The organism is Kitasatospora sp. NPDC088779, assembly GCF_040685395.1.
Classification (GTDB): Bacteria; Actinomycetota; Actinomycetes; order Streptomycetales; family Streptomycetaceae; genus Kitasatospora.
This window is the reverse complement of the sequence record NZ_JBFBHW010000046.1, coordinates 1-24,089: the sequence shown is the minus strand read 5'-3', so window position 1 is coordinate 24,089 and position 24,089 is coordinate 1. Positions and strand designations below refer to the sequence as shown.

The 24,089-nt window shown below is 71.2% G+C and carries 22 protein-coding genes; 6 read left to right on the top strand and 16 right to left on the bottom strand.

Annotated elements, in window-relative coordinates; translation table 11 throughout:
- Positions 1–56: 56 nt before the first annotated feature.
- From AB0P03_RS31635 to AB0P03_RS31610, 6 genes are all read right to left on the bottom strand, one after another.
- Positions 57–1,856 (bottom strand): bifunctional metallophosphatase/5'-nucleotidase, encoded by a 1,800-nt coding sequence (locus AB0P03_RS31635; protein WP_363624999.1) that lies wholly within the window; start codon positions 1,854–1,856, stop codon positions 57–59.
- A 248-nt stretch (positions 1,857–2,104) separates the two neighbouring features.
- On the bottom strand, positions 2,105–3,454 hold the full coding sequence (locus AB0P03_RS31630; RefSeq protein WP_363586551.1) for an ATP-binding protein: 1,350 nt from the start codon (positions 3,452–3,454) through the stop codon (positions 2,105–2,107).
- Between the two features lie 54 nt (positions 3,455–3,508).
- Positions 3,509–5,083: an SCO6880 family protein gene (locus AB0P03_RS31625; RefSeq protein WP_350885148.1), complete on the bottom strand. Its 1,575-nt coding sequence runs from the start codon at positions 5,081–5,083 to the stop codon at positions 3,509–3,511.
- A gap of 7 nt (positions 5,084–5,090) precedes the next feature.
- Positions 5,091–6,284, bottom strand: a complete 1,194-nt coding sequence (locus AB0P03_RS31620; RefSeq protein ID WP_363632077.1) for a hypothetical protein — start codon at positions 6,282–6,284, stop codon at positions 5,091–5,093.
- 94 nt (positions 6,285–6,378) lie between these two features.
- Positions 6,379–7,185 carry a hypothetical protein gene (locus AB0P03_RS31615; protein WP_363632075.1) on the bottom strand — a complete coding sequence of 269 codons (807 nt, stop codon included), beginning with the start codon at positions 7,183–7,185 and terminating at the stop codon, positions 6,379–6,381.
- Between the two features lie 168 nt (positions 7,186–7,353).
- On the bottom strand, positions 7,354–7,704 hold the full coding sequence (locus AB0P03_RS31610; protein WP_350885142.1) for a hypothetical protein: 351 nt from the start codon (positions 7,702–7,704) through the stop codon (positions 7,354–7,356).
- A 248-nt stretch (positions 7,705–7,952) separates the two neighbouring features.
- On the opposite strand from AB0P03_RS31610, the gene AB0P03_RS31605 reads away from it, so the two are divergent.
- Positions 7,953–9,170: a bifunctional lytic transglycosylase/C40 family peptidase gene (locus tag AB0P03_RS31605; protein ID WP_363632101.1), complete on the top strand. Its 1,218-nt coding sequence runs from the start codon at positions 7,953–7,955 to the stop codon at positions 9,168–9,170.
- A gap of 185 nt (positions 9,171–9,355) precedes the next feature.
- The gene (locus AB0P03_RS31600) at positions 9,356–10,069 is read left to right on the top strand and encodes a phosphatase PAP2 family protein (RefSeq protein WP_363586549.1); all 714 of its coding nucleotides are present in this window, start codon (positions 9,356–9,358) and stop codon (positions 10,067–10,069) included.
- 14 nt (positions 10,070–10,083) lie between these two features.
- Here the strand turns inward: AB0P03_RS31600 and AB0P03_RS31595 are convergent, their stop codons facing one another.
- Positions 10,084–10,281 carry a hypothetical protein gene (locus AB0P03_RS31595; protein ID WP_363586548.1) on the bottom strand — a complete coding sequence of 66 codons (198 nt, stop codon included), beginning with the start codon at positions 10,279–10,281 and terminating at the stop codon, positions 10,084–10,086.
- Between the two features lie 162 nt (positions 10,282–10,443).
- Here AB0P03_RS31595 and AB0P03_RS31590 point away from each other — a divergent pair, with 162 nt between their 5' ends.
- Together AB0P03_RS31590 and AB0P03_RS31585 are read left to right on the top strand one after the other, a co-directional pair.
- Entirely contained in the window at positions 10,444–11,343 is a 900-nt protein-coding gene (locus AB0P03_RS31590; protein ID WP_363624991.1) for a hypothetical protein, read from the top strand.
- Between the two features lie 196 nt (positions 11,344–11,539).
- Positions 11,540–11,740, top strand: coding sequence for a hypothetical protein (locus tag AB0P03_RS31585; protein ID WP_363586546.1), 201 nt, complete (start codon positions 11,540–11,542; stop codon positions 11,738–11,740).
- A gap of 70 nt (positions 11,741–11,810) precedes the next feature.
- On the opposite strand, the gene AB0P03_RS31580 is transcribed toward AB0P03_RS31585, so the two are convergent.
- Complete coding sequence (locus AB0P03_RS31580; protein ID WP_363586545.1) at positions 11,811–12,203, bottom strand: metal-sensitive transcriptional regulator; 393 nt, start codon at positions 12,201–12,203, stop codon at positions 11,811–11,813.
- 436 nt (positions 12,204–12,639) lie between these two features.
- Here AB0P03_RS31580 and AB0P03_RS31575 point away from each other — a divergent pair, with 436 nt between their 5' ends.
- Positions 12,640–13,260, top strand: a complete 621-nt coding sequence (locus tag AB0P03_RS31575; RefSeq protein ID WP_063348282.1) for a DUF47 family protein — start codon at positions 12,640–12,642, stop codon at positions 13,258–13,260.
- A gap of 5 nt (positions 13,261–13,265) precedes the next feature.
- On the top strand, positions 13,266–14,261 hold the full coding sequence (locus tag AB0P03_RS31570) for an inorganic phosphate transporter (protein WP_063348283.1): 996 nt from the start codon (positions 13,266–13,268) through the stop codon (positions 14,259–14,261).
- 157 nt (positions 14,262–14,418) lie between these two features.
- Here AB0P03_RS31570 and pstB read toward each other — a convergent pair whose 3' ends face one another.
- The 8 genes from pstB to mshD form a co-directional block, all read right to left on the bottom strand.
- Complete coding sequence (gene pstB, locus AB0P03_RS31565) at positions 14,419–15,195, bottom strand: phosphate ABC transporter ATP-binding protein PstB (RefSeq protein WP_063348284.1); 777 nt, start codon at positions 15,193–15,195, stop codon at positions 14,419–14,421.
- Between the two features lie 43 nt (positions 15,196–15,238).
- Positions 15,239–16,315 carry a phosphate ABC transporter permease PstA gene (pstA, locus tag AB0P03_RS31560; protein WP_363624989.1) on the bottom strand — a complete coding sequence of 359 codons (1,077 nt, stop codon included), beginning with the start codon at positions 16,313–16,315 and terminating at the stop codon, positions 15,239–15,241.
- The gene (gene pstC, locus AB0P03_RS31555) at positions 16,312–17,289 is read right to left on the bottom strand and encodes a phosphate ABC transporter permease subunit PstC (RefSeq protein WP_363586543.1); all 978 of its coding nucleotides are present in this window, start codon (positions 17,287–17,289) and stop codon (positions 16,312–16,314) included. The genes pstA and pstC overlap by 4 nt, the downstream gene beginning before the upstream one ends.
- Before the next feature lie 149 nt (positions 17,290–17,438).
- Positions 17,439–18,569 (bottom strand): phosphate ABC transporter substrate-binding protein PstS, encoded by a 1,131-nt coding sequence (gene pstS / locus AB0P03_RS31550; protein ID WP_363586542.1) that lies wholly within the window; start codon positions 18,567–18,569, stop codon positions 17,439–17,441.
- Positions 18,570–18,812: 243 nt separating this feature from the next.
- On the bottom strand, positions 18,813–19,235 hold the full coding sequence (locus tag AB0P03_RS31545; protein ID WP_363586587.1) for an NUDIX hydrolase: 423 nt from the start codon (positions 19,233–19,235) through the stop codon (positions 18,813–18,815).
- A gap of 88 nt (positions 19,236–19,323) precedes the next feature.
- The gene (locus tag AB0P03_RS31540; RefSeq protein WP_363586541.1) at positions 19,324–20,412 is read right to left on the bottom strand and encodes a CHAD domain-containing protein; all 1,089 of its coding nucleotides are present in this window, start codon (positions 20,410–20,412) and stop codon (positions 19,324–19,326) included.
- Between the two features lie 103 nt (positions 20,413–20,515).
- Positions 20,516–22,693, bottom strand: a complete 2,178-nt coding sequence (locus AB0P03_RS31535) for an RNA degradosome polyphosphate kinase (protein WP_363586586.1) — start codon at positions 22,691–22,693, stop codon at positions 20,516–20,518.
- A gap of 321 nt (positions 22,694–23,014) precedes the next feature.
- Positions 23,015–23,977, bottom strand: a complete 963-nt coding sequence (gene mshD, locus AB0P03_RS31530) for a mycothiol synthase (RefSeq protein WP_363586540.1) — start codon at positions 23,975–23,977, stop codon at positions 23,015–23,017.
- Positions 23,978–24,089 lie beyond the last annotated feature (112 nt).

Sequence of the window (24,089 nt, the reverse complement as noted above, 5' to 3'; positions counted from 1 at the left end):
CGCAGGACGGGCGGGGCGCCCCGACAGCGCCCCGCCCGTCCCGTACCGGCTCACGGTCAGTCGATGTCGACGCCCGGGCCGATGACCTTGATCCGGTCCTGCGCCGGGGCCTTCAGCGGCGAGGCCGCCGAGCTGTGGGCACCCAGGTAGGCCGCGAAGACGTCCAGGTCGGAGGCGCCGACGAGCTTGTCGGTACCGGCCGCGAAGGCCGGGAAGCCGTCGCCGCCGCCGGCCAGGAACTCGTTGGCCGCGACCCGGTACTTGGCGGCCGGGTCGATCGGAGCGCCGTTCAGCCGGATCGAGTCGACGACCACCCGGTCCGCGCCGGTCTTGCGCATGTCCAGGGTGTAGCGCAGGCCCGAGGACGCCTGGAGGATCTTCGGCGCGGCCTCGTTGGAGCCGCTGACCTGCTGCTGGAGCAGCTGCACCAGCTGGGCGCCGGTCAGTGTCTTGACCTGCATCATGTTGGTGAACGGCTGGACGGTGAACGCCTCGCCGTAGGTCACCACGCCGTCGCCCTCGGCGCCGGAGGCCTTGTAGACCAGGTCGGCGCGGATGCCGCCGGGGTTCATGAAGGCGATCTGCGCCCCGCCCTTGGCGGCCGGGGCGAGCCCCTCCACCTGCGCGTCGGCGATCAGGTCGCCGAGCGGCTTCTCCAGGTCGCTGTTGCCGCGGCCGTTGATGTCCGAGGCGATGTAGCCGATCGGCCGGTTGGCGATCGGGGCGGCCAGCTTGGAGTAGTGGTCGACCAGCGCCGTCATGTCGGGCGCCTTCTCGACGGTGCGGCGCACCACGTGGTTCTCGGCCTTGACCGTCGGGCGCACGATCTCGCCGGTGGTCTTGTCCAGCTTCATGTCGATCTCGGTGTACAGCCGGCCGAAGGAGGCGGCGCTGGTGACCGAGCGCGGGACGCCGTTGGGGTCGGGGATGGTGCAGGCGTACGCGTTGTGGGTGTGGCCGGTGACGATGGCGCCGATCGACGGGTCGAGCTTCTTGGAGATGTCGACGATCGGACCGGAGATGCCCTGGCCGGCCGGGCCGCAGTCGTAGTTGTAGACGCTGCTGGCCGGGTAGCCGCCCTCGTGGATCAGCGCGACGATCGAGTTGACGCCCTTGGCCTTGAGCTCGGCGGCGTACTTGTTGATCGTGGTGACCTCGTTGGCGAACTTCAGGCCCTTGACGCCCTCGGCGGTCACGATGTTCGGCGTGCCCTCCAGGGTGACGCCGATGAAGCCGACCTTCACGCCCTGGGACTTGGTCACCCAGTAGGGGGCCAGCAGCGGCTTGCCGGTCTTCTCGTCGGTGACGTTGGCCGACAGGTAGTTGAAGTTGGCGCCCTTGAACGTGCGGCCGGGCTCGTAGCAGCCGTCGACCGGGTGGCAGCCGCCGTCCTGCATGCGCCGCAGTTCCTGCGCGCCCTCGTCGAACTCGTGGTTTCCGACCGAGGTGACGTCCAGGCCGAGCTTGTCCATCGCCTCGATGGTCGGCTCGTCGTGGAAGAGCGCCGAGGTGAGCGGGCTGGCGCCGATGATGTCGCCGGCCGCGACGGTGATCGAGTCGTCGGCCGGGATCCGCGCCTTGCGCAGCTCGGTGGCCAGGTACTCGATGCCACCGGCCGGAGTCGAGACCTCCTTGCCGGTGGCCGGGTCGATCTCCCGGATGGTGCCGGACGAGCCGGCCGGGGGCTCCAGGTTGCCGTGGAAGTCGTTGATCGCCAGCAGTTGGAGGTTGACGGTCTTGTGACGCTTGGCGTTGGCGTCGGCGGCCTGCGCGGCCGTCGGCACGGCCACCGTGCCGAACAGACCTGCGGCGGCGACGACGGCGAGCGCCGCGCGTCGGGATCTGACGGTGAGCATGAGGGTCCCCTGCACCTTGGAGGAGCGCCCGCTGTGGACTGGACCGGGCGTCTGAGCGATGTGTTGCGCCTGTGAAGCCTAGAGTCAACGCGCGTAGCTGTCAGGATGTCGAACGTAACGAGAGGATTACCTCCTGACGAACCGTCGCCGTCCGACCAGGGCCGCTGCCCCCGTCCGAGCCTCCCGGCGCCGCCTGTCCGAGCCTCCCGGCGCCGCCCGGCAGAGCCGCCCGGACCCCCGCCGGCCGCTCAGACTCCCGGCTCGGCCGCCAACTGCCGCTCGGCCCGGTCCCGTTCGGCCACCGCGTCCTCGGTCATCGCGCGGTCGGTGTACACCAGCGGCCGCTCGGCCTCGGTGATGATGTGCTTGACCACCTGGACGTTGCCGTTGACGTCCCAGACCGCGATGCCCGGCGACAGGGTGGGGATGATCTCCACCGCCCAGCGCGGCAGGCCCAGCACCCGGCCCGTGGCCCGCGCCTCCTCCGCCTTCTGCATGTAGATCGTCCGGGTGGAGGCCATCTTCAGGATCGCCGACGCCTCCTTGGCCGCCGCGCCGTCCACCACGTCCGACAGGTGGTGCACCACCGCGACGAAGGAGAGCCCGAGCCGGCGGCCGAACTTCAGCAGCCGCTGGAACAGCTGCGCCACGAAGGGGCTGTTGATGATGTGCCAGGCCTCCTCGACCAGGAAGATGCGCTTCTTCCGGTCCGGCCGGATCCAGGTGTGCTCCAGCCACACGCCGACGATCGCCATCAGGATCGGCATCGCGATCGAGTTCCGGTCGATGTGCGAGAGGTCGAAGACGATCAGCGGCGCGTCCAGGTCGATGCCGTCGGTGGTCGACCCGTCGAACATGCCGCGCAGGTCGCCGTCGACCAGCCGGTCCAGCACCAGCGCCACGTCCAGGCCCCAGGACTGCACCTCGTCCACCGCCACGCCCAGCGACTCCACCGAGGACAGCTCGGGGCTGCGCAGGGTGTCGATGATGTCGTCGAGCACCGGCTGGCGGTCCGTCACCGTCGCCACCACATGGGCGTGCGCGGCCTTCAGCGCGAACCCGGCCCGCTCCTCCAGACCCCGCCCCATCGCCACCTCGACGATGGTGCGCAGCAGCGACAGCTGGCCGGTCTGGGTGATCGCCGGATCCAGCGGGTTGAGCTTCACCCCGCCGTCCCGGGCGGCCATCGGGTCGAGCCGGATCGACTTTATGCCCAGCGCGTTGGCGATCAGGTTCCACTCGCCGACGCCGTCCTCGCCCTGCGCGTCGAGCACCACGACCTGCCGGTCGCGGAACCTCAACTGCCGCAGCACGTACGTCTTCTCCAGCGCCGACTTGCCGTTGCCGGACTCGCCGAGCACCAGCCAGTGCGGGGCCGGCAGCTGCTGCCCGTACAGCTGGAAGGGGTCGTAGACGTACCCCTTGCCGCTGTACACCTCACGGCCGATGATCACGCCCGAGTCGCCCAGCCCCGGCGCGGCGGTGGGCAGGTAGACCGCCTGCGCCTGGCCGGTGGAGGTGCGCACCGGCAGCCGGGTGGTCTCCACCTTGCCGAACATCAGGCTGGTGAACGCCTCGGAGAGGTTGCCGAGCGCCATGTACGGCCTCCTGGTCTGGTCGACGGGCGGTGGTGGAGCGGTGCGGACCGGGTGTCAGCGGCGGATGCCGGTCGCGAACGGCAGGGTGTTGACGAAGGCCCGGTGGTGCTCGCGGTCGCACCACTCCAGCTTGAGGTAGCTCTTGCCGGCCGAGGCCCGGATGGTGCGCTTGTCCCGGGCCAGCGCGTCGGGGTTGCGCGAGGACACCGTGATGTAGCCGACCAGGTTCACGCCGGCCGCGCCGGAGGCCAGGTCGTCGCCGCGCTGGTCCACCCGGCCGGTGTGGGCCAGGTCGCGCGGGTCGACCGTCCGGTTCATCTTGGCCGCGCGGCTGGCCTCCGCCTCGTCGTTGGTCTTCTCGGTCAGCATCCGCTCGATCGCGACGTCGGTGGGCTCCAGGTCCATCGTCACCGCGACCGTCCGGATCACGTCCGGGGTGTGCACCAGCAGCGGCGCCAGGAAGTTGACCCCCACCGGGGTCAGCGGCCACTCCTTGATCCACGCGGTGGCGTGGCACCACGGCTCCCGGGTCGCCGACTCGCGGGTCTTCGCCTCCAGGTACTGCGGGTTGGTCGCGTCCAGTTCGGCCGGCCAGGCGTTGCGCCGGGACATCGCCTGGATGTGGTCGATCGGGTGGTCCGGGTCGTACATCGAGTGCAGCAGCGAGGAGAGCCGGGCCTGCCCCAACGGCTGGCGCACCCGGATGTCCGCCTCCGCCAGCCGGGCGCAGATGTCGGTGAGCTCGCGCGCCATCACGGCCGCCAGCCCCTCGTCGTCCCGGGCCCGCCGACCGGTCGCCGTACGGCCCATCGCGTGCGCCTCGGCCGCCAGGTCGCGGGTGTAGTGCATGCACGCGACCAGGTACGCCCGGTGCTGCTCCGAGGAGGTCGACACCATCGACTGCAACTGGTCGTACGAGTCCTGCAGCCAGCGCGGCGCGTCGTGGTCCCCGCGCCGCTCGACGTCCTTGGCGTGCGCGTCCGGGTCGGCCGGCAGCGTCCGGGCCAGGATCTGCAACCGGGTCACGAAGCCGTCCCCGTTCGCGACGTGCTTCAGCAGCGTGCCGAACCGGTCGACCAGCGCCTCCTGGTCCTCCGAGTCGCGCAGGCCGACACCCGGGCCCTCGATCTCGATCGCGGCCGTCACCGTCCGCCGCTCCAGGTGCATCAGCACCCCGACCTCGTCCGGCCCGAACGGCGCGGTCAGCCAGCGCAGCCGCCCCACCCCGGGAGGCGGGCCGACCTCCACCTCGCGGCCGTCCATCCGGGTCCCGGCGTCCATCACATCCGAGCGCCACACCGACCGGCCGCTCCGCACCGTCCGGCGGTAGGTGCGGTTGATCTCCGCCCACTTGTAGAACGTCCGCCTGCGGTACGGCACGTACACCGCCGCGATGGCCACCATCGGCAGGCCGATCAGGCCGCCGATCCGCAGCGGCAGGATCGGCATCAGCAGGCCCCAGAGCATGCCGAGGAACGCCCCGAAGATGATCAGGACGATCTCGCCGGACTCCCGGTTGCGGCCGATCGGCGCGTTCGGGCGGGCCTTGCCGATCAGGTAGGTGCGGCGCTGGTGCACGTACGGCTGGGCGTACTGGGCTCCGTACTGGCCGAGCGGTTCACTGCTCACTTACCCGTCACCCTCCCTTCGCTGAGTTGCTGTCGCGGATCGGAACCGAGGTCTGCGGCGGCCCGGCCTGCGGTGGTGGCGCCGGCGTCCGCCCGGCGTGCGCGGCGATGCCCGGCGCGACGGAACCGCCGCCCGCACCCCCGCCGCCGCCACCCGCACCGACCGGCCCGCGGTCACCGTGGGTGGTGATGCCCTGCTTCATCAGGTTCGCGGTGCCGTTGATCATCGCCGATCCGGCCGACACCGCGCTCGCCCGGGCATGGCGCATGTTCATGATCTCGTCGCCGAAGCCCGGCACGAAGCGGTACACCGCGGCACTCGCGAAGATCGACAGGAACAGGATCGCCAGCCCCGACAGCACCCGCGCGAAGTCGTCGCTGGCCCCGGCACCCGTCGCCACCGCACCCGCCAGGCCCAGGATGACCACGATGATCGGCTTCGCCAGGTCCACCGCCACCATCACCCCCGCCCACCGGCGCACGTGCTTCCACAGCTGCTTGTCCACCAACCCCGCGTACACCGCCGTACCCAGCAGCGCGCCCACGTACAGCATCGCCGCCCGGATCAACAGCTCGATCCAGAGCACCGCCGCCGCCAGCACCGCCACCAGCGACACGATGATCAGGATCAGCGGGCCGCCGCCCATGTCACCCTTCTCCAGGGTGTCGGCGAACGCGCCCAGGTACGACCCGGTGTCCGACTTCGTCCCCACCGCGATCGCCTTGGTCAGCCCGTCCGTCACGCTCACCACGGTGTAGAGGATCAGCGGCGTGAACGCGGACGCCACGACGGTCAGCCACAGGAAGCCGATCGCCTCCGTGAACGCCGTCGCCAACGGCGCCCCCCGCACCGCCCGCTTCGTCACCGCCAGCAGCCACAGCACCAGCGTGATCACCGTCGACACGGCGAACACCACCGCGTACTGCTGCAGGAACGACGCATTGGTGAAGTCCACCTGCGTCGTCCCGTCGATCGCGCTCGACAGCTTCCGCACCACCCAAGCCGCCGCCTGGGCACACCCCTTGGCCAACGACCCCAACGGATCGGTCACACTCCCGACGGTCCCACTGCCCGGGAGCGAGCCGACGCCCGGCTTGTCCACGCAGAGGATGCCGTTGCCGGAGATCGGCAGGTCAGGGCAGTTGGCGCTCGGCGTCGTGGTCGGCGTCGGCGTGGCCGTCGGTGACGGCTCGGCGAACACCCGCTGGGCCGCCAGCAGCGCCGCGACCTGCAAGGCGGCGAACGCCCCCGCCAGCGTGCCCGCTCGGCGTCCGGTGGAACGGTGTGAGGTCTGGTCAACGGGCATAGCGGAACCCCCCGAACTGCTGGACGGCGCCGGTGATCTCGTCGGCGGTGGCGGCCTGCTGGTCCCCCGGCATCGGCGCGGGACCCTGCTTGCTGGTGAAGTCGGTGAGCTTCCAGTCGCTGCCCGTCCAGTGGAGCGAGAGCGTGAGGGTGAACCAGTTCGTCGTCACGGGCTGGACCGAGTGTTCGCCTGCGAGGCCGGTGAGGCCGGTGCACCAGACCTCGACCTTGGCGTCGCCGTCGCTGTAGCCGGTCGACTTGGCCCCGACCGGGACGGTGCGGCTGACGAACGTGAGGCCCTTGGGCGCGCGGCCCTGGGCGTCGAGGCCGTAACGGGCGGCGGTGTCACCGCCGAACCCCTGGTCCAGGCGGCTCTGCAGGCCGGAAACCGCGCCCGGGTCGGCGATGGTGGCGACGATGGCGTGGCGGCTGTCGGCGCGGAACATGTCGGCGGAGCCGATCGCCACCGCGTAGTTGGCGGCGGCGGACTGGGCGCCCTGGTCGGTGTGCGGGTAGCCGGATCCGATGCCGTTGGTGGTGGTGCCGACGGGCTGGTCGCCGCTGGGGGCGGGGCCGGCGCCGGCGGGCGCGGTGGGGGCGGCGTGGTCGGCGGAGCGGCCGGGGTCGGGTTTGTCGCGGTTGGCGATGGCGATGGCCACGACGAGCAGGGTGGCGACGACGAGGACGGTCAGCAGGGTGCGGAGCGGTCGGGCCTGACGCGGGGTCGGCTGGGAGGAGGGCTGTTCGCCGACCGGCAGCCGCGTACGGGTGTGCGGCTGGTCGTCGGACAACGGCACGGCGGCCCTCCTGGTGCGGGGAGCCGGGGGGCTCCGGGGGCCCTCCGCCGGGGGCGGGCGCGGACGGAGGGTGGGAACGGGGGGTGGACTGCTGGCAGGTGGGCTCGGGGCGGTCCGGACGGGGACCTGGCCCCGGGGCGGGCGGGCCTGGCTACTGCTGTCCGATCGTCAGATCGCCATGCCGTAGACAATGGTGAACAGAGTGCCGAGTGATCCAATGATGAACACGCCGGTCAGACCGGCGACGATCAGCCCCTTGCCCTGTTCGGCGCCGAAGCTGTCGCGCATCGCGGTCGCACCGATCCGCTGTTTGGCCGCCCCCCAGACGGCGATGCCGAGGCAGATGAGGATGGCGACGGCCATGATGACCTCGACCATCACCCTGGCCTCCGACCCGAGGGTCGCGAACGGGCCCCAGTCCGGGGCGATCCCGCCGATGATGGTGTCGATATTCGGCTTCTTTGGAGGGTCCTCGGCCAGGTGGCCGATCGCGTTCGTGTGCACGCTGCTCAGGTTCATTTCCATCTCACCGCCCGATCAGGCAAATTCAAGGGCCCTGACCCCGCCCGCGCGAAGGGTCGGTACCTATTCTTGGCCAGATCTGATGTCGACTTGGCTACTTCTCGCGGATTGGTCGTGAGGCACCGGGCACGTACGCGAGGATGTCCACCGTACGAAGGATAGCGCTCACTCTTTGTATCTCTGATGATTGCGGTGAGCAACGCCTTCCGGAACACTTCGACTGACGATTCGTCGGGATGGTGCTGATGGTACTCCGGAAGGCCGGTACGGCCGCCGCCGCTGCGGGAGTTGTGACGTTCGGGTTGCTCGGTTTGGTGACGGTGGGGACGTTCGCGGCGAGTGGGACGCCGCAGCAGTCGGCGAATCGCGCCGCACTCTCGCCGGGGACGGTCCCGGCGGCGTTCCAGGCGCCGATCCAGCAGTGGGGCGCGCTCTGCCCGGAGATCTCGCCGCCGATGCTCGCGGCACAGCTCTACCAGGAAAGCGGTTTCGATCCGAAGGCCCAATCGGGCGTCGGGGCACAGGGAATGGCGCAGTTCATGCCCGATACCTGGGCGGCGTACGGCACGGACGCCAATGGGGACGGCAAGAAGGACGTCTGGGACCCGCTGGACGCGATCGCCTCGGCGGCCACCTTCGACTGCGCGCTCGCGAAGGACGTCGCCAAGGTCCCGGGCGACCGGCAGGCCAACCTGCTGGCCGCCTACAACGCCGGCCCGTACGCGGTGACCAAGTACAACGGGGTGCCGCCGTACAAGGAGACCCAGGGCTATGTGAGGAACATTCAGGCGATGGCCCGCAGCTTCTCGGTGCCCACGGCGCCGGTGGAGGTGTCCGGGCAGTCGGCCGGGGCGATCTACTTCGCGCAGAGCAAGCTCGGGACGCCGTACCTGTGGGGCGGGGAGGGGCTGCCCTCGCAGAACGGGCGGTTCGACTGCTCGGGCCTGACCCAGGCGGCGTACGCCAGCGTGGGCATCACGCTGCCCCGGGTGGCGAACGACCAGTGGTACGCCGGGCCGCACCCGTCGCGCGATCAGCTGCGGCCGGGCGACCTGGTGTTCTGGGCGACGGACCTGAACGATCCGCGGAGCATCCACCACGTCGGGATCTACGTCGGCGGCGGTTACATGATCAACGCGCCGCACACCGGCGCGGTGATCCGCTACGACAAGATCGACACCAGGGAGTACATCGGCGCGACCCGGGTCACCTCGGACGGCGCCCAGGCGCTGCCGGCCCGCAACGCGGACGGCTCCGTGAGCGCCCCGAGCCGCCCGGGCTCGACGACGCCGACCGGCCCGACCGCGGCGACCGCCCCTTCGGCCCCGGTGGCCCCGGCAGCCCTGGTGAGCCCCAGCAGCGCCGCCACCCGGCCCGCCGCAGGACCGCCCGTGGCCGCCGCGCCGCCCGCCCCGACCGGCCCGGACCCCGCCGGGGCGGGGCGGCCGGCGGCGAAGAACTGAGCCGCCCGTGGCCCCGAGGTGTGAGTGCCCTGTGGACGCTGAGTCAAGTTTCCATAACCGCGCGTTTCCGTGGAACGCTGTGCCCCGGCGATGACGTTGGTCCCGATGGCCCACCGTCAGCTTCCCGCGCCGGGAAGGGCCCCGACCGGATCGAACAGCTGCAGCGGACCAGAAGGAGGTGCGGCGTGTCGACGCCGCTTGCCGACACGACCAACCCCGACCTCGGCCTGCTCTACGCCGTCAACGGACTGGCCAAGCGCTCCCCGCAGTGGCTGGACCACCTGGTCTCGTGGATCGGTGAGTACGGCATCCTGATCGGCCTGGCGATGCTGGGCCTGGTGGCCTGGCTGCAGGCGAGACGCCGCCCGGACGCGCCGGTGGCCGTCGCCGGGCTGCTCTGGGTGCCGCTCTCCGTCGCCATCGCCGAGCTGGCCAACCTGCCGATCGCCGCGATCGTGAACCGTCCGCGCCCGTTCGTCGACCACAGCGGGCTGCTGGTGCTGGTGGACGGCAAGGCCGGCACCCACTCCTTCGTCAGCGACCACTCGACCATGACGATGGGCGTGGCGGTGGCGCTGTTCCTGGTGAACCGGCGGCTCGGCTGGATCGCCGGGGGCCTGGCCCTGTTGCAGGGCTTCTGCCGGATGTTCATGGGCGTGCACTACCCGACCGACGTGATCGGCGGCTTCGCGCTCGCCGCCGCGGTGGTGCTGCTGCTGGCGCCGATCGCGATGGCGGTGCTCGTCCCGCTCTGCCACGCGCTGGGCCGGACCGCCCTCGCCCCGCTGATCCGGGCGCCGGAGCGCGCCGGCGGCGGCCCGCGCGGCCGGCGGCGCGGGCGCGAGCGCGGGGCGGTGCGCTCCGAGGAGCAGCCGCCGGAGTCCGATCTGGCGGCGTGAGCCGCCCGGCCCGGCTACCCCGGTCCGCCGCCGCTCTCCGCGAGCGCGAGGTGGTCGTCCCCCTCGCGCCGGACCAGGTCGCGCGAGCGGCGGGCCGGTGAGAACCAGCCGCAGCTGCAGGTCGCGAAGGCGAAGGAACCGCGCTCGCTGACCGCGACGCGGTGTTCGGGCATCCGGGCGGTGCCGGGGGAGGCCGGCAGCTCACTGTGCACGTGGTTCACCGTAACGCGCCGGGCGCCGGGCGCGCGATGCCGTCCACAAGACCTCTTCCGCGTAACCCTTCGCGGCTCAACTCGTTTGCCCGGAAAGAGCTCTGTTCACCTGGTGGTGTCGGCAGGGCAGTCGGGCCCGAGGGGGTTGTCGCGAGGATGAAGATGACCGACCAGCAACGTGGCGGACGGCCGGGGCGCCGTCCGCGGCCGCATCTGCGTTCGGCGGCCGGGGCCGCCCTGCTCGCCGCCGCCCTGGCCGGCCTGTCCGCCGGCTGCGCGGCCGGCTCCGGTGGCGGCTCCTCCGACCAGCAGTCGGGTGCCCCCGACCAGCTCGCCGCGGACCCGCTGACGGCGGTGCGCAACACCGCCGACATCACCGGCCGCACCGGCTCCGCGCACACCGCCACCGAGTTGGTCACCGAGTCGTCCGAGAAGAAGGCCGTCTTCACCGGGACGGGCGGCTACGACTACGTGAAGCGGATCGGCCGACTGGAGGTCCAGGTGCCGCCGGGCGCGGCGACCACCGGGAAGATCGTCGAGGTGGTCCTGCCGGGCACCGTCTACCTGCAGAACAGCGGCGCCAAGGTGCCCGAGGGCAAGTGGGTCAAGCTGGACGTGCGCCAGCTGCCGGACGGCAACCTGGTCAGCAGCGGCGCCACCGACCCGGCCTCGGCGGCGGGCGCCCTGCGCGGGGCGCAGAAGGCGGACGCGGTCGGCACCGAGACCGTCGACGGGGTGGCGCTGCACCACTACCGCGGCACCCTGGACCTGGCCAAGGCGGCCGACGCGACCGGCGGCCGCGGCGGGGACGGCCTGCGGATGGGGGCCCAGACCTTCACCGTGAAGGAGGTCCCGTACGACGCCTGGCTGGACGACCAGGGCCGGCTGCACAAGGTGGTCGAGGTGTTCACCTTCGCCGGGGTGGCCGGTTCGAAGGAGGCCAAGGACCAGGTGAAGGTGACGTCGACCACCTCGGTGACGGACTTCGGCAAGCCGGTGGAGGCGGCCGAGCCGCCGGCCTCGGACATCTACGCGATGAAGCCCTCGGAAAGTCCGAAGTAGGCCGCCGGGGCAGGGCTCCGGCGCCGGGGCGAACCGGGGCGCCGCCGGAGCGGGTGGCCGCCCGGGGAGCGGCGGTCACCCGTTTCGGCGGCGTCGAGATGGCCCGTCCGTGCCATGTGGACGGGCTCCGAAGTGCCTAGGCTGGACGTCGGGTGGCTGCCGCCCGGGCTGGCGAGGCACTGAAGGGGTGGTGCAGGTGGTGTCGTCCACGGGCGGCCGCAGCGGCGGCCACGACGACGCGGCCCTCGACGAGATCGATCTGGCCGGCGAGCTGATGATCGCCGCGACGGCCAGCACCGGCGACCGGCTGCCGACCGAGCGGATCGACGAGGTGCTGCTCGACCGGACCGAGCCGGGGCGGACCGACGGCGAGGCCTGGCGGCAGGCCGACGGGTAGGGCGTTCGCGGCTCGGGGGTGTCGGCGACCGGGGGCGTGCGCGGCCCGGACCCGCTCGCCCGGCCCGGCCTCAGCTGCGCAGCAGCCGGCCGATCGCGGCCGTGGCCTCCGCGACCTTGGCGTCGAGTTCGGCACCGCCCTCCTCGGCGGCGGCCGCGACGCAGTGCCGCAGGTGCTCCTCCAGCAGGGACAGCGCGAAGGACTGCAGCGCTTTGGTGCCGGCCGAGACCTGGGTGAGCACGTCGATGCAGTAGACGTCCTCGTCGACCATGCGCTGGAGGCCCCGGATCTGGCCCTCGATCCGGCGCAGCCGCTTGAGGTGGGCGTCCTTCTGCGCGCTGTAGCCGTGCGGACCGTGCCCGCCCTGATGTCCTGCGGCGGCCGCGGGGGCGGCGGGTGCGTCGGCCTGCGCGTCGGTGCCGTGCCCGTGGTCCGGCTCGGTGCGCGCTTGCGTCGTGGTCATCGGCCCGCCTTCGTCTGGATGCCTGGTGGCTGCGTCGGCCACCAGTGTCCAACACCGGGGCCGTCCGTGGTGTTCCGACGGCCGACGCGGCATGTGCCGAAGGGTTCCGGACGGGTTCCGGACGGTTTGCGAACGGGTTCCGGATGGTCTGCGAACGGGTTCCGGATGGTCTGCGAACGGGCTGCGGGCGGGCCGCCGCGCGGTTCACCCGTCTGAGCGGCGCCCCCGTCTTCCGTACGTACCACGGGGACAATCCGGGCGAGGTTCCGTCAGACTGGGGGCTCACGTCCGCACCTGGGTGTGCGGTCCGGGTCAGCTGGTGCGGCAGCCGAACGGAAGAGGAGGTTCCGCCTCCACCATCACCACCCCGTTTGCGCGATTGCGCTTGGTTGCACCTAGCATCGTTCAGTCCCTACCCCGCACATCGGAGATTTCCGTGCGTTTTAGCCTGACCCCGAAGGAGACGAGCTTCTACGACATGTTCTCTGCCGCCGCGGAGAACCTCGTCGTCGGTTCGAAGCTCCTGCTGGAACTGCTGGGATCAGACGTGTCGGCCCGCGCGGAGATCGTCGAGCGCATGCGCGCCGCCGAGCACGCCGGGGACGACACCACCCATGCCGTGTTCCACCAGCTGAACTCGTCCTTCATCACGCCCTTCGACCGCGAGGACATCTACAACCTCGCCTCGTCGCTGGACGACATCATGGACTTCATGGAGGAGGCCGTCGACCTGGTCGTCCTCTACGACATCCAGACGCTGCCGAAGGGGATCGAGCAGCAGATCGAGGTGCTGGCCCGGGCCGCCGAGCTCACCGCCGAGGCGATGCCGAACCTGCGCAGCATGTCGAACCTCACCGAGTACTGGATCGAGGTCAACCGGCTGGAGAACCAGGCCGACCAGATCCACCGCAAGCTGCTCGCCCACCTGTTCTCCGGCCAGTACGACGCCATCGAGGTGCTCAAGCTCAAGCAGGTCGTGGACGTTCTTGAGGAGGCGGCGGACGCGTTCGAGCACGTCGCCAACACGGTGGAGACCATCGCCGTCAAGGAGTCCTGACCCTCGTGGACATGGCAGCACTCATCGCCGTCGTCGGCGTTGCGTTCTTCTTCACCTACACCAACGGCTTCCACGACTCCGCGAACGCGATCGCCACCTCGGTCTCCACCCGGGCGCTGACCCCCAGGGCCGCGCTGGCGATGGCCGCGGTGATGAACCTGGCCGGCGCCTTCCTCGGCAGCGGCGTGGCGCACACCGTCTCCCAGGGGATCATCGAGACCCCCACCGGCGACCGGGGCATGGTGATCCTGTTCGCCGCACTGGTCGGGGCGATCGCCTGGAACCTGGTCACCTGGTACTTCGGCCTGCCGTCCTCCTCCTCGCACGCGCTGTTCGGCGGCATGGTGGGCGCGGCCATGGCCGGCGGCATCGACGTGATCTGGGGCGGCGTCCTCGACAAGATCGTCATCCCGATGATCGTCTCGCCGGTGGTCGGCCTGGTCGGCGGCTTCCTGGTGATGCTGGCGATCCTGTGGATCTTCCGCCGGGCCAACCCGCACAAGGCCAAGCGCAACTTCCGGGTCGCCCAGACCGCCTCGGCCGCCGCGATGGCGCTGGCGCACGGTCTGCAGGACGCGCAGAAGACCATGGGCATCGTGGTGATGGCGCTCACCATCTCCGGCCACCACTCCGGCGAGGGCATCCCGGTGTGGGTGAAGATCTCCTGCGCCACGATGCTCTCGCTGGGCACCTACGCGGGCGGCTGGCGGATCATGCGGACGCTCGGCCGCAAGATCATCGAGCTGGATCCGCCGCAGGGCTTCGCCGCCGAGGCCACCGCCGCGACGGTCATGTACGTCACCTCGTTCGTCTTCAAGGCTCCGATCTCCACCACCCACGTGATCACCGCGGCGATCATGGGCGCGGGAGCCACCAAGCGGATCCGCGCGGTGCGCTGGGGCGTCGCCAAGAACATCGTGCTCGGCTGGTTCATCACGATGCCGGCGGCCGCCATCGTCGCAGCGCTGGTGTACTGGTTCGCCCACCTGTTCTGGGGCTGACCGGCCCCGCACGTGACAGGGCCCGCCCCCACATCTCGGGGGCGGGCCCTTCTTCATGCTCCACGGCGGCACCGCCATGCAGCACCGCGGAGCAGCCTGTGTGCTCGCCGTTCGCCTCCGGACACCGCGGTCCGTCGGCTCGTGGCGGGGGTACGGCCTAGCCGAAGCGGCCGGAGATGTAGTCCTCGGTCGCCTGGACCGACGGGTTGGAGAAGATCCGCTGGGTGTCGTCCAGCTCGACCAGCTTGCCCGGCTGGCCGACGCCGGCCAGGTTGAAGAAGGCGGTGCGGTCGCTGACGCGGGCCGCCTGCTGCATGTTGTGGGTCACGATGACGATGGTGAACTGCGACTTCAGCTCACCGATCAGGTCCTCGATCGCGAGGGTGGAGATCGGGTCGAGCGCGGAGCAGGGCTCGTCCATCAGCAGGACCTGCGGCTCGACCGCGATGGCGCGGGCGATGCACAGCCGCTGCTGCTGGCCGCCGGAGAGGCCGGCCCCCGGCTTGTTCAGCCGGGTGTGAACCTCGTTCCAGAGGTTGGCGCCCTTCAGCGAGCGCTCGACCACCTCGTCCAGGACGGACTTCTTGCGCACGCCCGCGAGCTTGAGCCCGGCGATCACGTTGTCGTAGATCGACATGGTCGGGAACGGGTTCGGGCGCTGGAAGACCATCCCGACCGAACGGCGGACGGCGACCGGGTCGACGTTCGAGGCGTAGAGGTTCTCGTCGTCCAGGAGGACCTTGCCCTCGACCCGGGCGCCGGGGATCACCTCGTGCATCCGGTTGAGGGTGCGCAGGAAGGTGGACTTGCCGCAGCCGGAGGGGCCGATGAAGGCGGTCACCGAGCGGGGTTCGATGCTCATCGAGATGTCCTCGATGGCCTTGGTGGTGCCGTAGTAGGCGGACAGTCCGCTGACGTCGATGCGCTTGGCCATGATCGTTGCTTCTCTCGTCTGTCTTCGTACGTCAGTCGGTCGCTCAGTGTCCGCCCTTGGGCGAGCGCCAGCGTGCGATGCCCCGGGCGATGAGGTTGAGCCCCATCACAAAGGCGATCAGCACCAGCGCGGCGCCCCAGGCGCGGGCGTAGCCGAAGTCGTTGTTGACCACCGAGTACTGCTGCCAGATGTACATCGGCAGGGACTGCTGCGGTCCGTCGAACGGGTTGCTGTTGATGGCGTCGGCGCCGAAGACCAGCATCAGCACCGGGGCGGTCTCGCCCGTGATGCGGGCGACCGCCAGCATCACGCCGGTGGTGATGCCGCCGATCGCGGTGGGGAGGACGATCCGCAGGATGGTCTTCCACTTCGGCACGCCGAGCGCGTACGAGGCCTCGCGCAGCTCGTTCGGGACGAGCTTGAGCATCTCCTCGGTGGACCGGACCACGACCGGCATCATCAGGATCGCCAGTGCGAGGCTGCCCGAGAAGCCCGAGTAGCTGAAGCCCAGGGCGATGTTCCAGAGCGAGAGGACGAACAGACCGGCGACGATCGACGGGATGCCCGTCATGACGTCGACGAAGAAGGTGACGGTCTTGGCGAGCGTGCCGCGGCCGTACTCGACCAGGTAGACGGCGGTCAGCAGACCCACCGGGGCGGCCATTGCGGTGGCCAGGGCGACCTGCTGCATGGTGCCGAGCAGCGCGTGGTAGATGCCGCCGCCGGGGCCGGAGGCGATCACGCCCTTCATCGAGTGGCTCAGGAAGTTCCCGTTCACCACGCCGATGCCCTGCTGGACCGTGTAGACCGTCAGGGAGATCAGCGGGACGACGGCCAGGATGAAGGCGACCCAGACCACCGAGGTGGCGAACCGGTCCTTGGCCTGGCGGCGGCCCTCGACCTGGGCCGAGACGCCGTAGCTGACCAGCAGGAACAGCAGGGCCGAGATCAGGCCCCACTGCAGGTGGCTCTCCAGCCCCGCGGCGGCGCCGATCCCGCAGCCGACCGCGATCGAGCCGACCGCGACGGCGGCCGGGGCCCACTTGGGCAGCCGGTTGGCGGTCAGGGACCGGCTGAGCGGCCGGGCGTCGGCCGTGACGGAAGTCGTTGCCGCGGTCATGCGTTGGCCCCCGAGTACTCCTTGCGGCGGGCGATGATCAGTCGCGCGGCACCGTTCACCAGCAGGGTGATGACGAACAGGACGAGGCCGGAGGCCATCAGGGCGTCGCGCCCGTTGTTGCCGGCCTCGGCGAACTTCAGCGCGATGTTCTGCGCGAAGGTGCCGCCGCCCGCGTCGAGGATGTGCAGCGAGAGCACGTTGCTCGCGGACAGCACCACAGCGACGGCGATGGTCTCGCCGAGCGCGCGCCCGAGGCCGAGCATCGAGGCCGAGATGATGCCGGGGCGGCCGAACGGCAGCACCGCGGTGCGGATCATCTCCCAGCGGGTCGCGCCGAGCGCGAGCGCCGCCTCCTCCTGCATCCGCGGCACCTGGCGGAACACCTCGCGGGAGACCGCCGTGATGATCGGCAGGACCATGATCGCCAGCAGGATGCCGACGGTGAACAGGTTGCGCGGGGTGCCGGTCTTGGTCTGGTCGAAGAGGTACGTCCAGCCGAGGTACTGGTTGAGCCAGCTGGTCAGGCCGTCCATGTGCGGGACCAGGAAGAGCGCGCCCCACAGGCCGTAGACGATGCTGGGGACGGCGGCGAGCAGGTCGACCAGGTAGGCGAACGGCTGGGCGATCTTCCGCGGCGCGTAGTGCGAGATGAACAGCGCGATCCCGATGGCCACCGGGACGGCGATCGTCATCGCGATGACGGCGCTGACGAGGGTGCCGAAGGCCAGGACGGCGATGCCGAAGACCGGCTTCGTGGCGTCCGGCGTCCACTCGAAGGTGGTGAGGAAGTTGCCCTCGTTGGTGCTGAGGGCCAGGCCCGCGCGCCAGGCCAGGAAGCCGGCGATCGCGGCCATGATGACCAGCAGCAGGATGCCCGAACCGCGGGCGAGGTTCATGAAGATCTTGTCGCCGAAGCGGCTGTCGCGCGGTCGGCGTTCCCTGCCTCGCGGGGCGGCAGGGGAGGATGAAGTCATTGTCTACTCCGGTCTGGTGGTGCCGCCCCGGAAGGGGGACGGCACCATGGCGGCGGTGCCCCGGACGTTGGTGCTGGGTCGGTGCGTTCCGGTGGGACGACCCCGGCCCCCCTCGCTCACGGGGCCGTCCCACCGGTGCTCCTGTCGGGTCAGGCCAGGGAGGAGACGGCGGCCTTGACCTTGTCGCTGATGGCGGCGGGGAGCGGGACGTAGCCCTTGTCGCCGATCGCCTTCTGCGCGGCGTCGCTGATGGCGTAGGTCAGGAAGGACTTCAGGTTCTCGAGGTTCTCCGGCTTGTTGCCCTTGTCGCAGGCGATCTCGTAGGTCACCAGGATGATCGGGTAGGCGTTGTCGGCCTTGGTCCCGTAGTCCAGGGAGAGGGCGAGGTCGCCGTCGGTGCCCACGACGGTGGAGGAGGCGAAGGTGAGGGCGGCGTTGGCCGCGGTCGCCTCGACGGGCTTGGCCGCACCGGTGGCGATCTTGGCGCTCTTGAGGTTGTTGCTCTGCGCGTAGGACAGCTCGGCGTAGCCGATGGAGTTCTTGACCTGCTTGATCTGCGCGGAGACGCCGGCGCTGCCCTGGGCGGACTGGCCGCCCTTGCCCTTCCACGCCTTGTCCGGCGCGGCGCTCCAGGCGCCACCGGAGGTCTTGGCGAAGTAGGAGGTGAGGTTGTACGAGGTCCCGGAGTCGTCCGAGCGGTGGACGGTCTGGATCTCGGCGTCCGGCAGCTGCACGCCCGGGTTCAGGGCGGCGATCGCGGGGTCGTTCCACTTGGTGATCTGCGAGTCGAAGATCTTGGCGGAGGTCGGGCCGTCCAGGACCAGGTTGTCGACGTTGTCGACGTTGTAGACCAGCGAGACGAGACCCGCGACCAGCGGCAGGTCGATCGCCTTGCCGCCGGTGCAGACCGTCTTGGAGGTGTCGACGTCGGCGGGCTTGAGCGCGAAGTCGGTGCCGGCGAAGGCGACCTTGCCCTGGTTGAACTGCTGCACACCGGCGCCGGAACCGCCACCGCTGTAGTTGACGGTGGTGCCGGAGCAGGACGCGCCGTAGGTGGTCTTCCACACGTCGATCGCGTTGGCCTGAGCCGTCGAGCCCGCAGCGAGCAGCGTCCCGCCCTTGCCACAGTTGACCGCGGCGGCCGAAGCGGAGCCGCTGGAGCCACCGGCGGCCTTGGCGCCGTTGTCGTCCGAGCCGCAGGCAGCGAGCGACAGCGAGCTGACGAGCGCCATGGCACCGATGGCGAGGGCCTTGGAGCGGCCGTTCCGCTGGAGCTTCACAGGGGTGTCCCTTTCTGTGGCATTGCCCGTCGCGCGGGCCGTGCGAGGACGGCGGGCGCGGGTTCTGCTGTGGTCCGGGGCCCGTTCGGCCCTCCGGTAAACCCGAAGTTAGGCCGGGTAGGTGACACGACAGCCGGTCACAAGTGAACGGAGAGTGAACCTCGAAAGGATGACAGGAAACTACGCCAGGTAGTCACGGTTGCGTCACGGCGAGGGCGCGACGAGATCACTTCCACCGTCCCGTCACCGAGGGTGATCACTCGCCCGTACGGGCTTCGCACCCAGGATCGCCAGCAGGGCGTCGACCAGCAACCGGTCGCGGTCGTGCGTCAACCGGGCGCGGGCCTTCCCGGCGGGCAGCCACTCCAGCCGGTCCACCTCGCGGTTCGGCCGGAACGCCCCGCTCGACGGCACCGCCGCCCAGTAGCGCACCTCCTTCGGCCGGCCCTGCGCCAGGTAGTGCTGGGCCGGCAGCTCCGGACCGAGCAGGCAGGCGAACCCGGTCTCCTCGCGCACCTCGCGCAGCGCCGCCGCGACCACTCCCTCCCCCGGGTCGAGCTTGCCCTTCGGCAGGCTCCAGTCGTCGTACTTGGGCCGGTGGATCACCGCGATCCGCGGCCGCCCCAGCCGGCCGCTCTTCTTCGGCCGTCCCGGCAGCCACAGCACCGCACCCGCCGCCAGGATCACCCGGGCATGCCCCACCCCGGTCGCGGGTGCGTCCGCTGCCGGCCCGGTGCTCAGGCGATCGCGCAATTCAGGCCGTCCGTGGTGCGGGGGAATGCCCCCAGCCCTCGGCAGGGGGGAGGTCCGGCCAGCCGTCCAGGCCGGGCGGGAGGTCGGACCACCGGCGGCCGAAGGCGTACCGCGCCGCCTCCACCTCCAGTCGCTGATCAGCATGCACCACGCCCAGCACGTAGGCGGTCGCCGGGGTGATCCGCGGGGTCCGCGCGGCGGTGGCCGCGGTGACCGCGGCGTCCGCCGCCTCCTGGTGCCGGCCCAACACCCCGTCCAACTCGTCCAGTTCGGCGGACCCGCGACCGCACACCTCCAGCGCGTACCGGGCCCGCTTCACCAGGATGCGCGTCCGTGCCCACGGCGCGTCGTCGGCCGCCAGCGCCGTGTCCGCGTCCACCGCGCCGCGCGCCGCCGGGACGGCGCCCAGCCGGCGCAGCCCGTCACCTCCGTACGGCGTGGCCGCCCGGTGCAGCGGCAGCTGCTGGGCGCTCGCCGACAGCGCCGTGAACGCGGCGGCCGCCTGCGGCAGCAGCACCGCGGGCGCCCGGCCGCCCGCCGACTCCAGCAGCGGGGCGTCGCCGACCAGCAGCGTCATCCGGTCCGCCAGCGCGTGCAGCCGGGCCGACCGGAGCTCCTGGAGCACCGAGGAGTGCGCCCTGGTCCGGGCCAGGGTCAGCTGCCGGTCCAGCAGCGCCCGCGCCTTGGGCGCCCCGACGTGCCCGGCCAGCATGCCCGTCCCGTCCGGATCGCTGCCGCTCAGCGAGTCCAGCGCGCCCAGCAGCCGGGCCGAGCGGCGGACGTAACCGGGCTCCAGCGCCAGCAGGTTGAGCAGCCAGCGCAGCTCGGTGCGCGATTCCTGGGCCCAGGCCTGCTCGAAGACGGAGCCGAAGGTGTGCAGCAGCCCGCCGATCCGCCGGACCGCCCGCAGCAGGTCGGCGGTGCCGGCCGCCGGGACGACCGCGGCCGTCCCCGGTCTGGCGCCGACCTCGCCCACCGTCAGCGGCAGGGCACGCAGGAACGCGCCGGCCTGGGCGGTGAGGTGGCTGGAGAGGATGTCCCCGGCGGTCGTGGTGGCGGCCGCCTGGGCCGTCATCGGCGCATCGGTCATGGCGTGGTAGATCCCCGTTCCCCCGGGTTCGTCCCCCCGGGGCTGGTGGCCGACCGCCGGAACCGGTCCCCTGCGGTTCCAGCGGCTCGCATCAGTGGTCGCGTCAGCGCGAGGCGGCGGCCCGGCGGCGCAGGCGCGAGTCGATCAGCAGATCCTGGACGTGCCGCAGCGGCCGGCTCTCGGCGTCCTGCGAGTGGCGGGTCCACGCGCCGTCCTGCCCCAGGTGCCAGGACTCGGTCTCGTCCGACATCCCGAGGTCGATCAGGCCGGACAGCTCGGCCCGGTGGGCCGGGTCGGTGATCCGCATCAGTGCCTCGATCCGGCGGTCCAGGTTGCGGTGCATCATGTCGGCGCTGCCGATCCAGACCTCCGGATCGCCGTTGTTGCCGAACACGAAGACCCGGGAGTGCTCCAGGAAGCGGCCCAGGATGCTGCGGACCCGGACGTTCTCGCTCAGCCCCGGCACGCCCGGCCGGATCGCGCAGATCCCGCGTACCCAGACGTCGACCGGCACGCCGGCCTGCGAGGCCCGGTACAGCGCGTCGATCACGGCCTCGTCGACGATCGAGTTGACCTTGATCTTCACGTACGCCGGCCGGCCGGCCCGGTGGTGGGCGATCTCGTTGTGGATCCGGGAGACCAGCCCGTCGCGCAGGCCGCGCGGGGCGGTCAGCAGGCGGCGGTAGGACTCCCGGCGCGAGTAGCCGGACAGCCGGTTGAAGAGGTCCGAGAGGTCGGCGCCGACCTGCGGGTCCGAGGTCAGCAGCCCCAGGTCCTCGTACAGCCGGGCGGTCTTCGGGTGGTAGTTGCCGGTGCCGACGTGCGAGTAGCGGCGCAGGGTGTCACCCTCCTGCCGGACCACCAGCGACAGCTTGCAGTGCGTCTTCAGCCCGACCAGGCCGTAGACGACGTGGCAGCCGGCCTCCTCCAGCTTGCGGGCCCACTTGATGTTGGCCTGCTCGTCGAAGCGCGCCTTGATCTCGACCAGGACCAGCACCTGCTTGCCCGACTCCGCCGCGTCTATCAGCGCGTCCACGATCGGCGAGTCGCCGGAGGTGCGGTACAGCGTCTGCTTGATCGCCAGGACGTCCGGGTCGGCGGCGGCCTGCTCCAGGAAGGCCTGCACCGAGGTGGAGAAGCTGTCGTACGGGTGGTGCAGCAGGACGTCCCGCTCGCGCATCGCGGCGAAGATGTCCGGTTGGGACGCCGACTCGACGTCCGTCAGCCCGCGGGCGGTGCCCGCCACGAACTTCGGGTACTTCAGCTCCGGGCGGTCCAGTTCGGCGATCCCGAACAGACCGGTCAGGTCGAGCGGACCGGGCAGCGGGAAGACCTCCGCCTCGGTGATGTTCAGCTCCCGCACCAGCAGGTCCAGGATGTAGGGGTCGATCGACTCCTCGACCTCCAGCCGCACCGGCGGGCCGAAGCGCCGCCGCATCAGCTCCTTCTCCAGGGCCTTGAGGATGTTCTCGGTGTCGTCCTCCTCCACCTCCAGGTCCTCGTTGCGGGTCACCCGGAAGGCGTGGTGCGCGAGCACCTCCATGCCCGGGAACAGCTCCTCCAGGTGCGCGCCCATCACGTCCTCCAGCGGGACGTAACGCTGCGGCGAGGCCTCCAGGAAGCGGGCCAGCGACTGCGGCACCTTCACCCGGGCGAAGTGCTTGTGCCCCGAGACCGGATTGCGCACCACCACGGCCAGGTTGAGCGAGAGCCCCGATATGTACGGGAAGGGGTGCGCCGGGTCGACCGCCAGCGGGGTGAGGACCGGGAAGATCTTCTGCCGGAACAGGGTGTGCAGCCGGGCCTGCTCCTTCTCGGCCAGCTCCGGCCAGCGGACCACCTCGATGCCCTCGGTGGCGAGGTCCGGCAGCACCTCCTGCTGGAAGGCGGCGGCGTGCCGCGCCATCAGCTCGCGCGAGCGGGTCCAGATCAGGTCCAGCACCTCGCGCGGCTGGAGGCCGGACGCGCTGCGCTGGGCGACGCCCGTCGCGATCCGGCGCTTCAGCCCGGCCACCCTGACCATGAAGAACTCGTCCAGGTTGCTCGCGAAGATGGCGAGGAACTTGGCCCGCTCCAGCAGCGGGATCCCAGGATCCTCGGCCAGCTCCAGGACGCGCTCGTTGAACGCGAGCCAACTGCGCTCGCGGTCCAGGAAGCGGCCCTGCGGCAGTGCGTCGAACTCCTGCTCGTCCTCGGCCGGCAGCTCGGGCGGTATCCCCAGCGCACCGGACATCCTGGCCGGCGGGGACAGCGAGGCAGAGACGGGGCGGGGGATGCTCATGGGCTCCAGCTCCTCCAGCAGCAGGACGTCGTCCGGACGCGAATGGCTCTGCGGGCCGTCGTCCTCGCCCAGGGCCAACGCCCACCCGCCGGGCGCGGTCCGTACAGGGCCGGCCGGCGCGTGGCGGTCGACTCTGCACGAGCGAGACACTACGGACTTCATCCTGTGATCTTCGCGGCAGCAATTGAATCCACGGTAAACACCGCATGGCCAGGAGGAAAGCTGAGTCGGTCGGGGCAAGGGCCGGTGACGTCCGGCCCCTTGCCCCGGACCGCCCGGAGCCGCTAGGTCCTGCCCGGTCCCGTAGGTCCTGTCCGGGTCCTAGGCCGCCTGGTCCTCGCGGTACTGGACGCGGTACATGAGGTCCACCTCGTGGATGGTGAACCCCAGTCGTTCATATACCCGCACCGCGGCCGGATTGTCGGCGTCGACGTAGAGCAGGACCGTCTCCAGTCCGCGCTCGCCGGCGTCCGAACCGGTCAGGTGACGCAGACCGGCAGCGGTCAGGGCACGGCCGAGACCGCTGCCCTGCTCCGCCGGGTCCACCCCGACCACGTAGACCTCGCCGAGCGCAGGCTCGGTGGCGGTGGCCGGGTGCACCTTGGTCCAGTGGAAGCCGACCACCTTGCCGCCCCGGGTGGCGAGGAAGAAGCCGGCCGGATCGAACCAGGGCTCGGCCAGCCGCTCGGCCAGGTCCCGCTCCGTCCAGGAGCCCTGCTCCGGGTGGTGGGCGAAGGCCAGCGCGTTCAACCGCAGCCACTCGGCGTCGTCCTCGCCGGGGCGGAAGGTCCGGAGCTCGACGCCCTCGGGGATGGCGACGGCCTCGGTCTGCGGCCCGCTGCGGCGCATCTGCCGCAGCTCGCGCACCAGCTCGGCCCCGTACCGGCCGGCCAGGTGCCGGGCCGCCGGGTGACCACCGTGCACCCAGAAGTCCACCGCGTCACGGCCGGCCCGGTGGGCCTGTGCCAGCACCGCGTCCACCAGCGGCCGGGCCAGGCCGCGGCCGCGGGCGGCCGGGTCGACCACCAGCTCGGCGGCGGGGTTGGCCCCGGGGCCCTCCGGGACTTCGAGCTGTCCGTAACCGACGGCGGCGCCGTGCTCGCTCTCGATGAAGTGGCTCACGCCGGGGCGCGGAGTGTCCGAGGAACGCAGCCGAAGCCGGCCCTGCTCGGACACGGCAGCCCGGCCGTCCACCGCCTGGGCGTCCGCCAGAACGCGCAGGGCGCCGTCGCGCTGCTCGGGGCGGAGCACACTGTTCGCAATGACCGCTGTCTGATCGTCCATGCCCCGACGATACGTCACCGGAAATGCAGAGAACCCCCATCCGGTTTCCCGGATGGGGGTTCTCTGTGAATGATTGTTCGGCGGCGTCCTACTCTCCCACAGGGTCCCCCCT

Coding starts and splice junctions, on each gene's coding strand:
- AB0P03_RS31535 (WP_363586586.1), bottom strand. CDS start 22,693: ATGAGCATCCCCCGCCCCGTCTCTGCCTCGCTGTCCCCGCCGGCCAGG.
- AB0P03_RS31630 (WP_363586551.1), bottom strand. CDS start 3,454: ATGGCGCTCGGCAACCTCTCCGAGGCGTTCACCAGCCTGATGTTCGGC.
- AB0P03_RS31540 (WP_363586541.1), bottom strand. CDS start 20,412: ATGACCGATGCGCCGATGACGGCCCAGGCGGCCGCCACCACGACCGCC.
- AB0P03_RS31590 (WP_363624991.1), top strand. CDS start 10,444: ATGACCGACCAGCAACGTGGCGGACGGCCGGGGCGCCGTCCGCGGCCG.
- pstA (WP_363624989.1), bottom strand. CDS start 16,315: ATGACCGCGGCAACGACTTCCGTCACGGCCGACGCCCGGCCGCTCAGC.
- pstC (WP_363586543.1), bottom strand. CDS start 17,289: ATGACTTCATCCTCCCCTGCCGCCCCGCGAGGCAGGGAACGCCGACCG.
- pstB (WP_063348284.1), bottom strand. CDS start 15,195: ATGGCCAAGCGCATCGACGTCAGCGGACTGTCCGCCTACTACGGCACC.
- AB0P03_RS31635 (WP_363624999.1), bottom strand. CDS start 1,856: ATGCTCACCGTCAGATCCCGACGCGCGGCGCTCGCCGTCGTCGCCGCC.
- mshD (WP_363586540.1), bottom strand. CDS start 23,977: ATGGACGATCAGACAGCGGTCATTGCGAACAGTGTGCTCCGCCCCGAG.
- AB0P03_RS31605 (WP_363632101.1), top strand. CDS start 7,953: ATGGTACTCCGGAAGGCCGGTACGGCCGCCGCCGCTGCGGGAGTTGTG.
- AB0P03_RS31610 (WP_350885142.1), bottom strand. CDS start 7,704: ATGAACCTGAGCAGCGTGCACACGAACGCGATCGGCCACCTGGCCGAG.
- AB0P03_RS31580 (WP_363586545.1), bottom strand. CDS start 12,203: ATGACCACGACGCAAGCGCGCACCGAGCCGGACCACGGGCACGGCACC.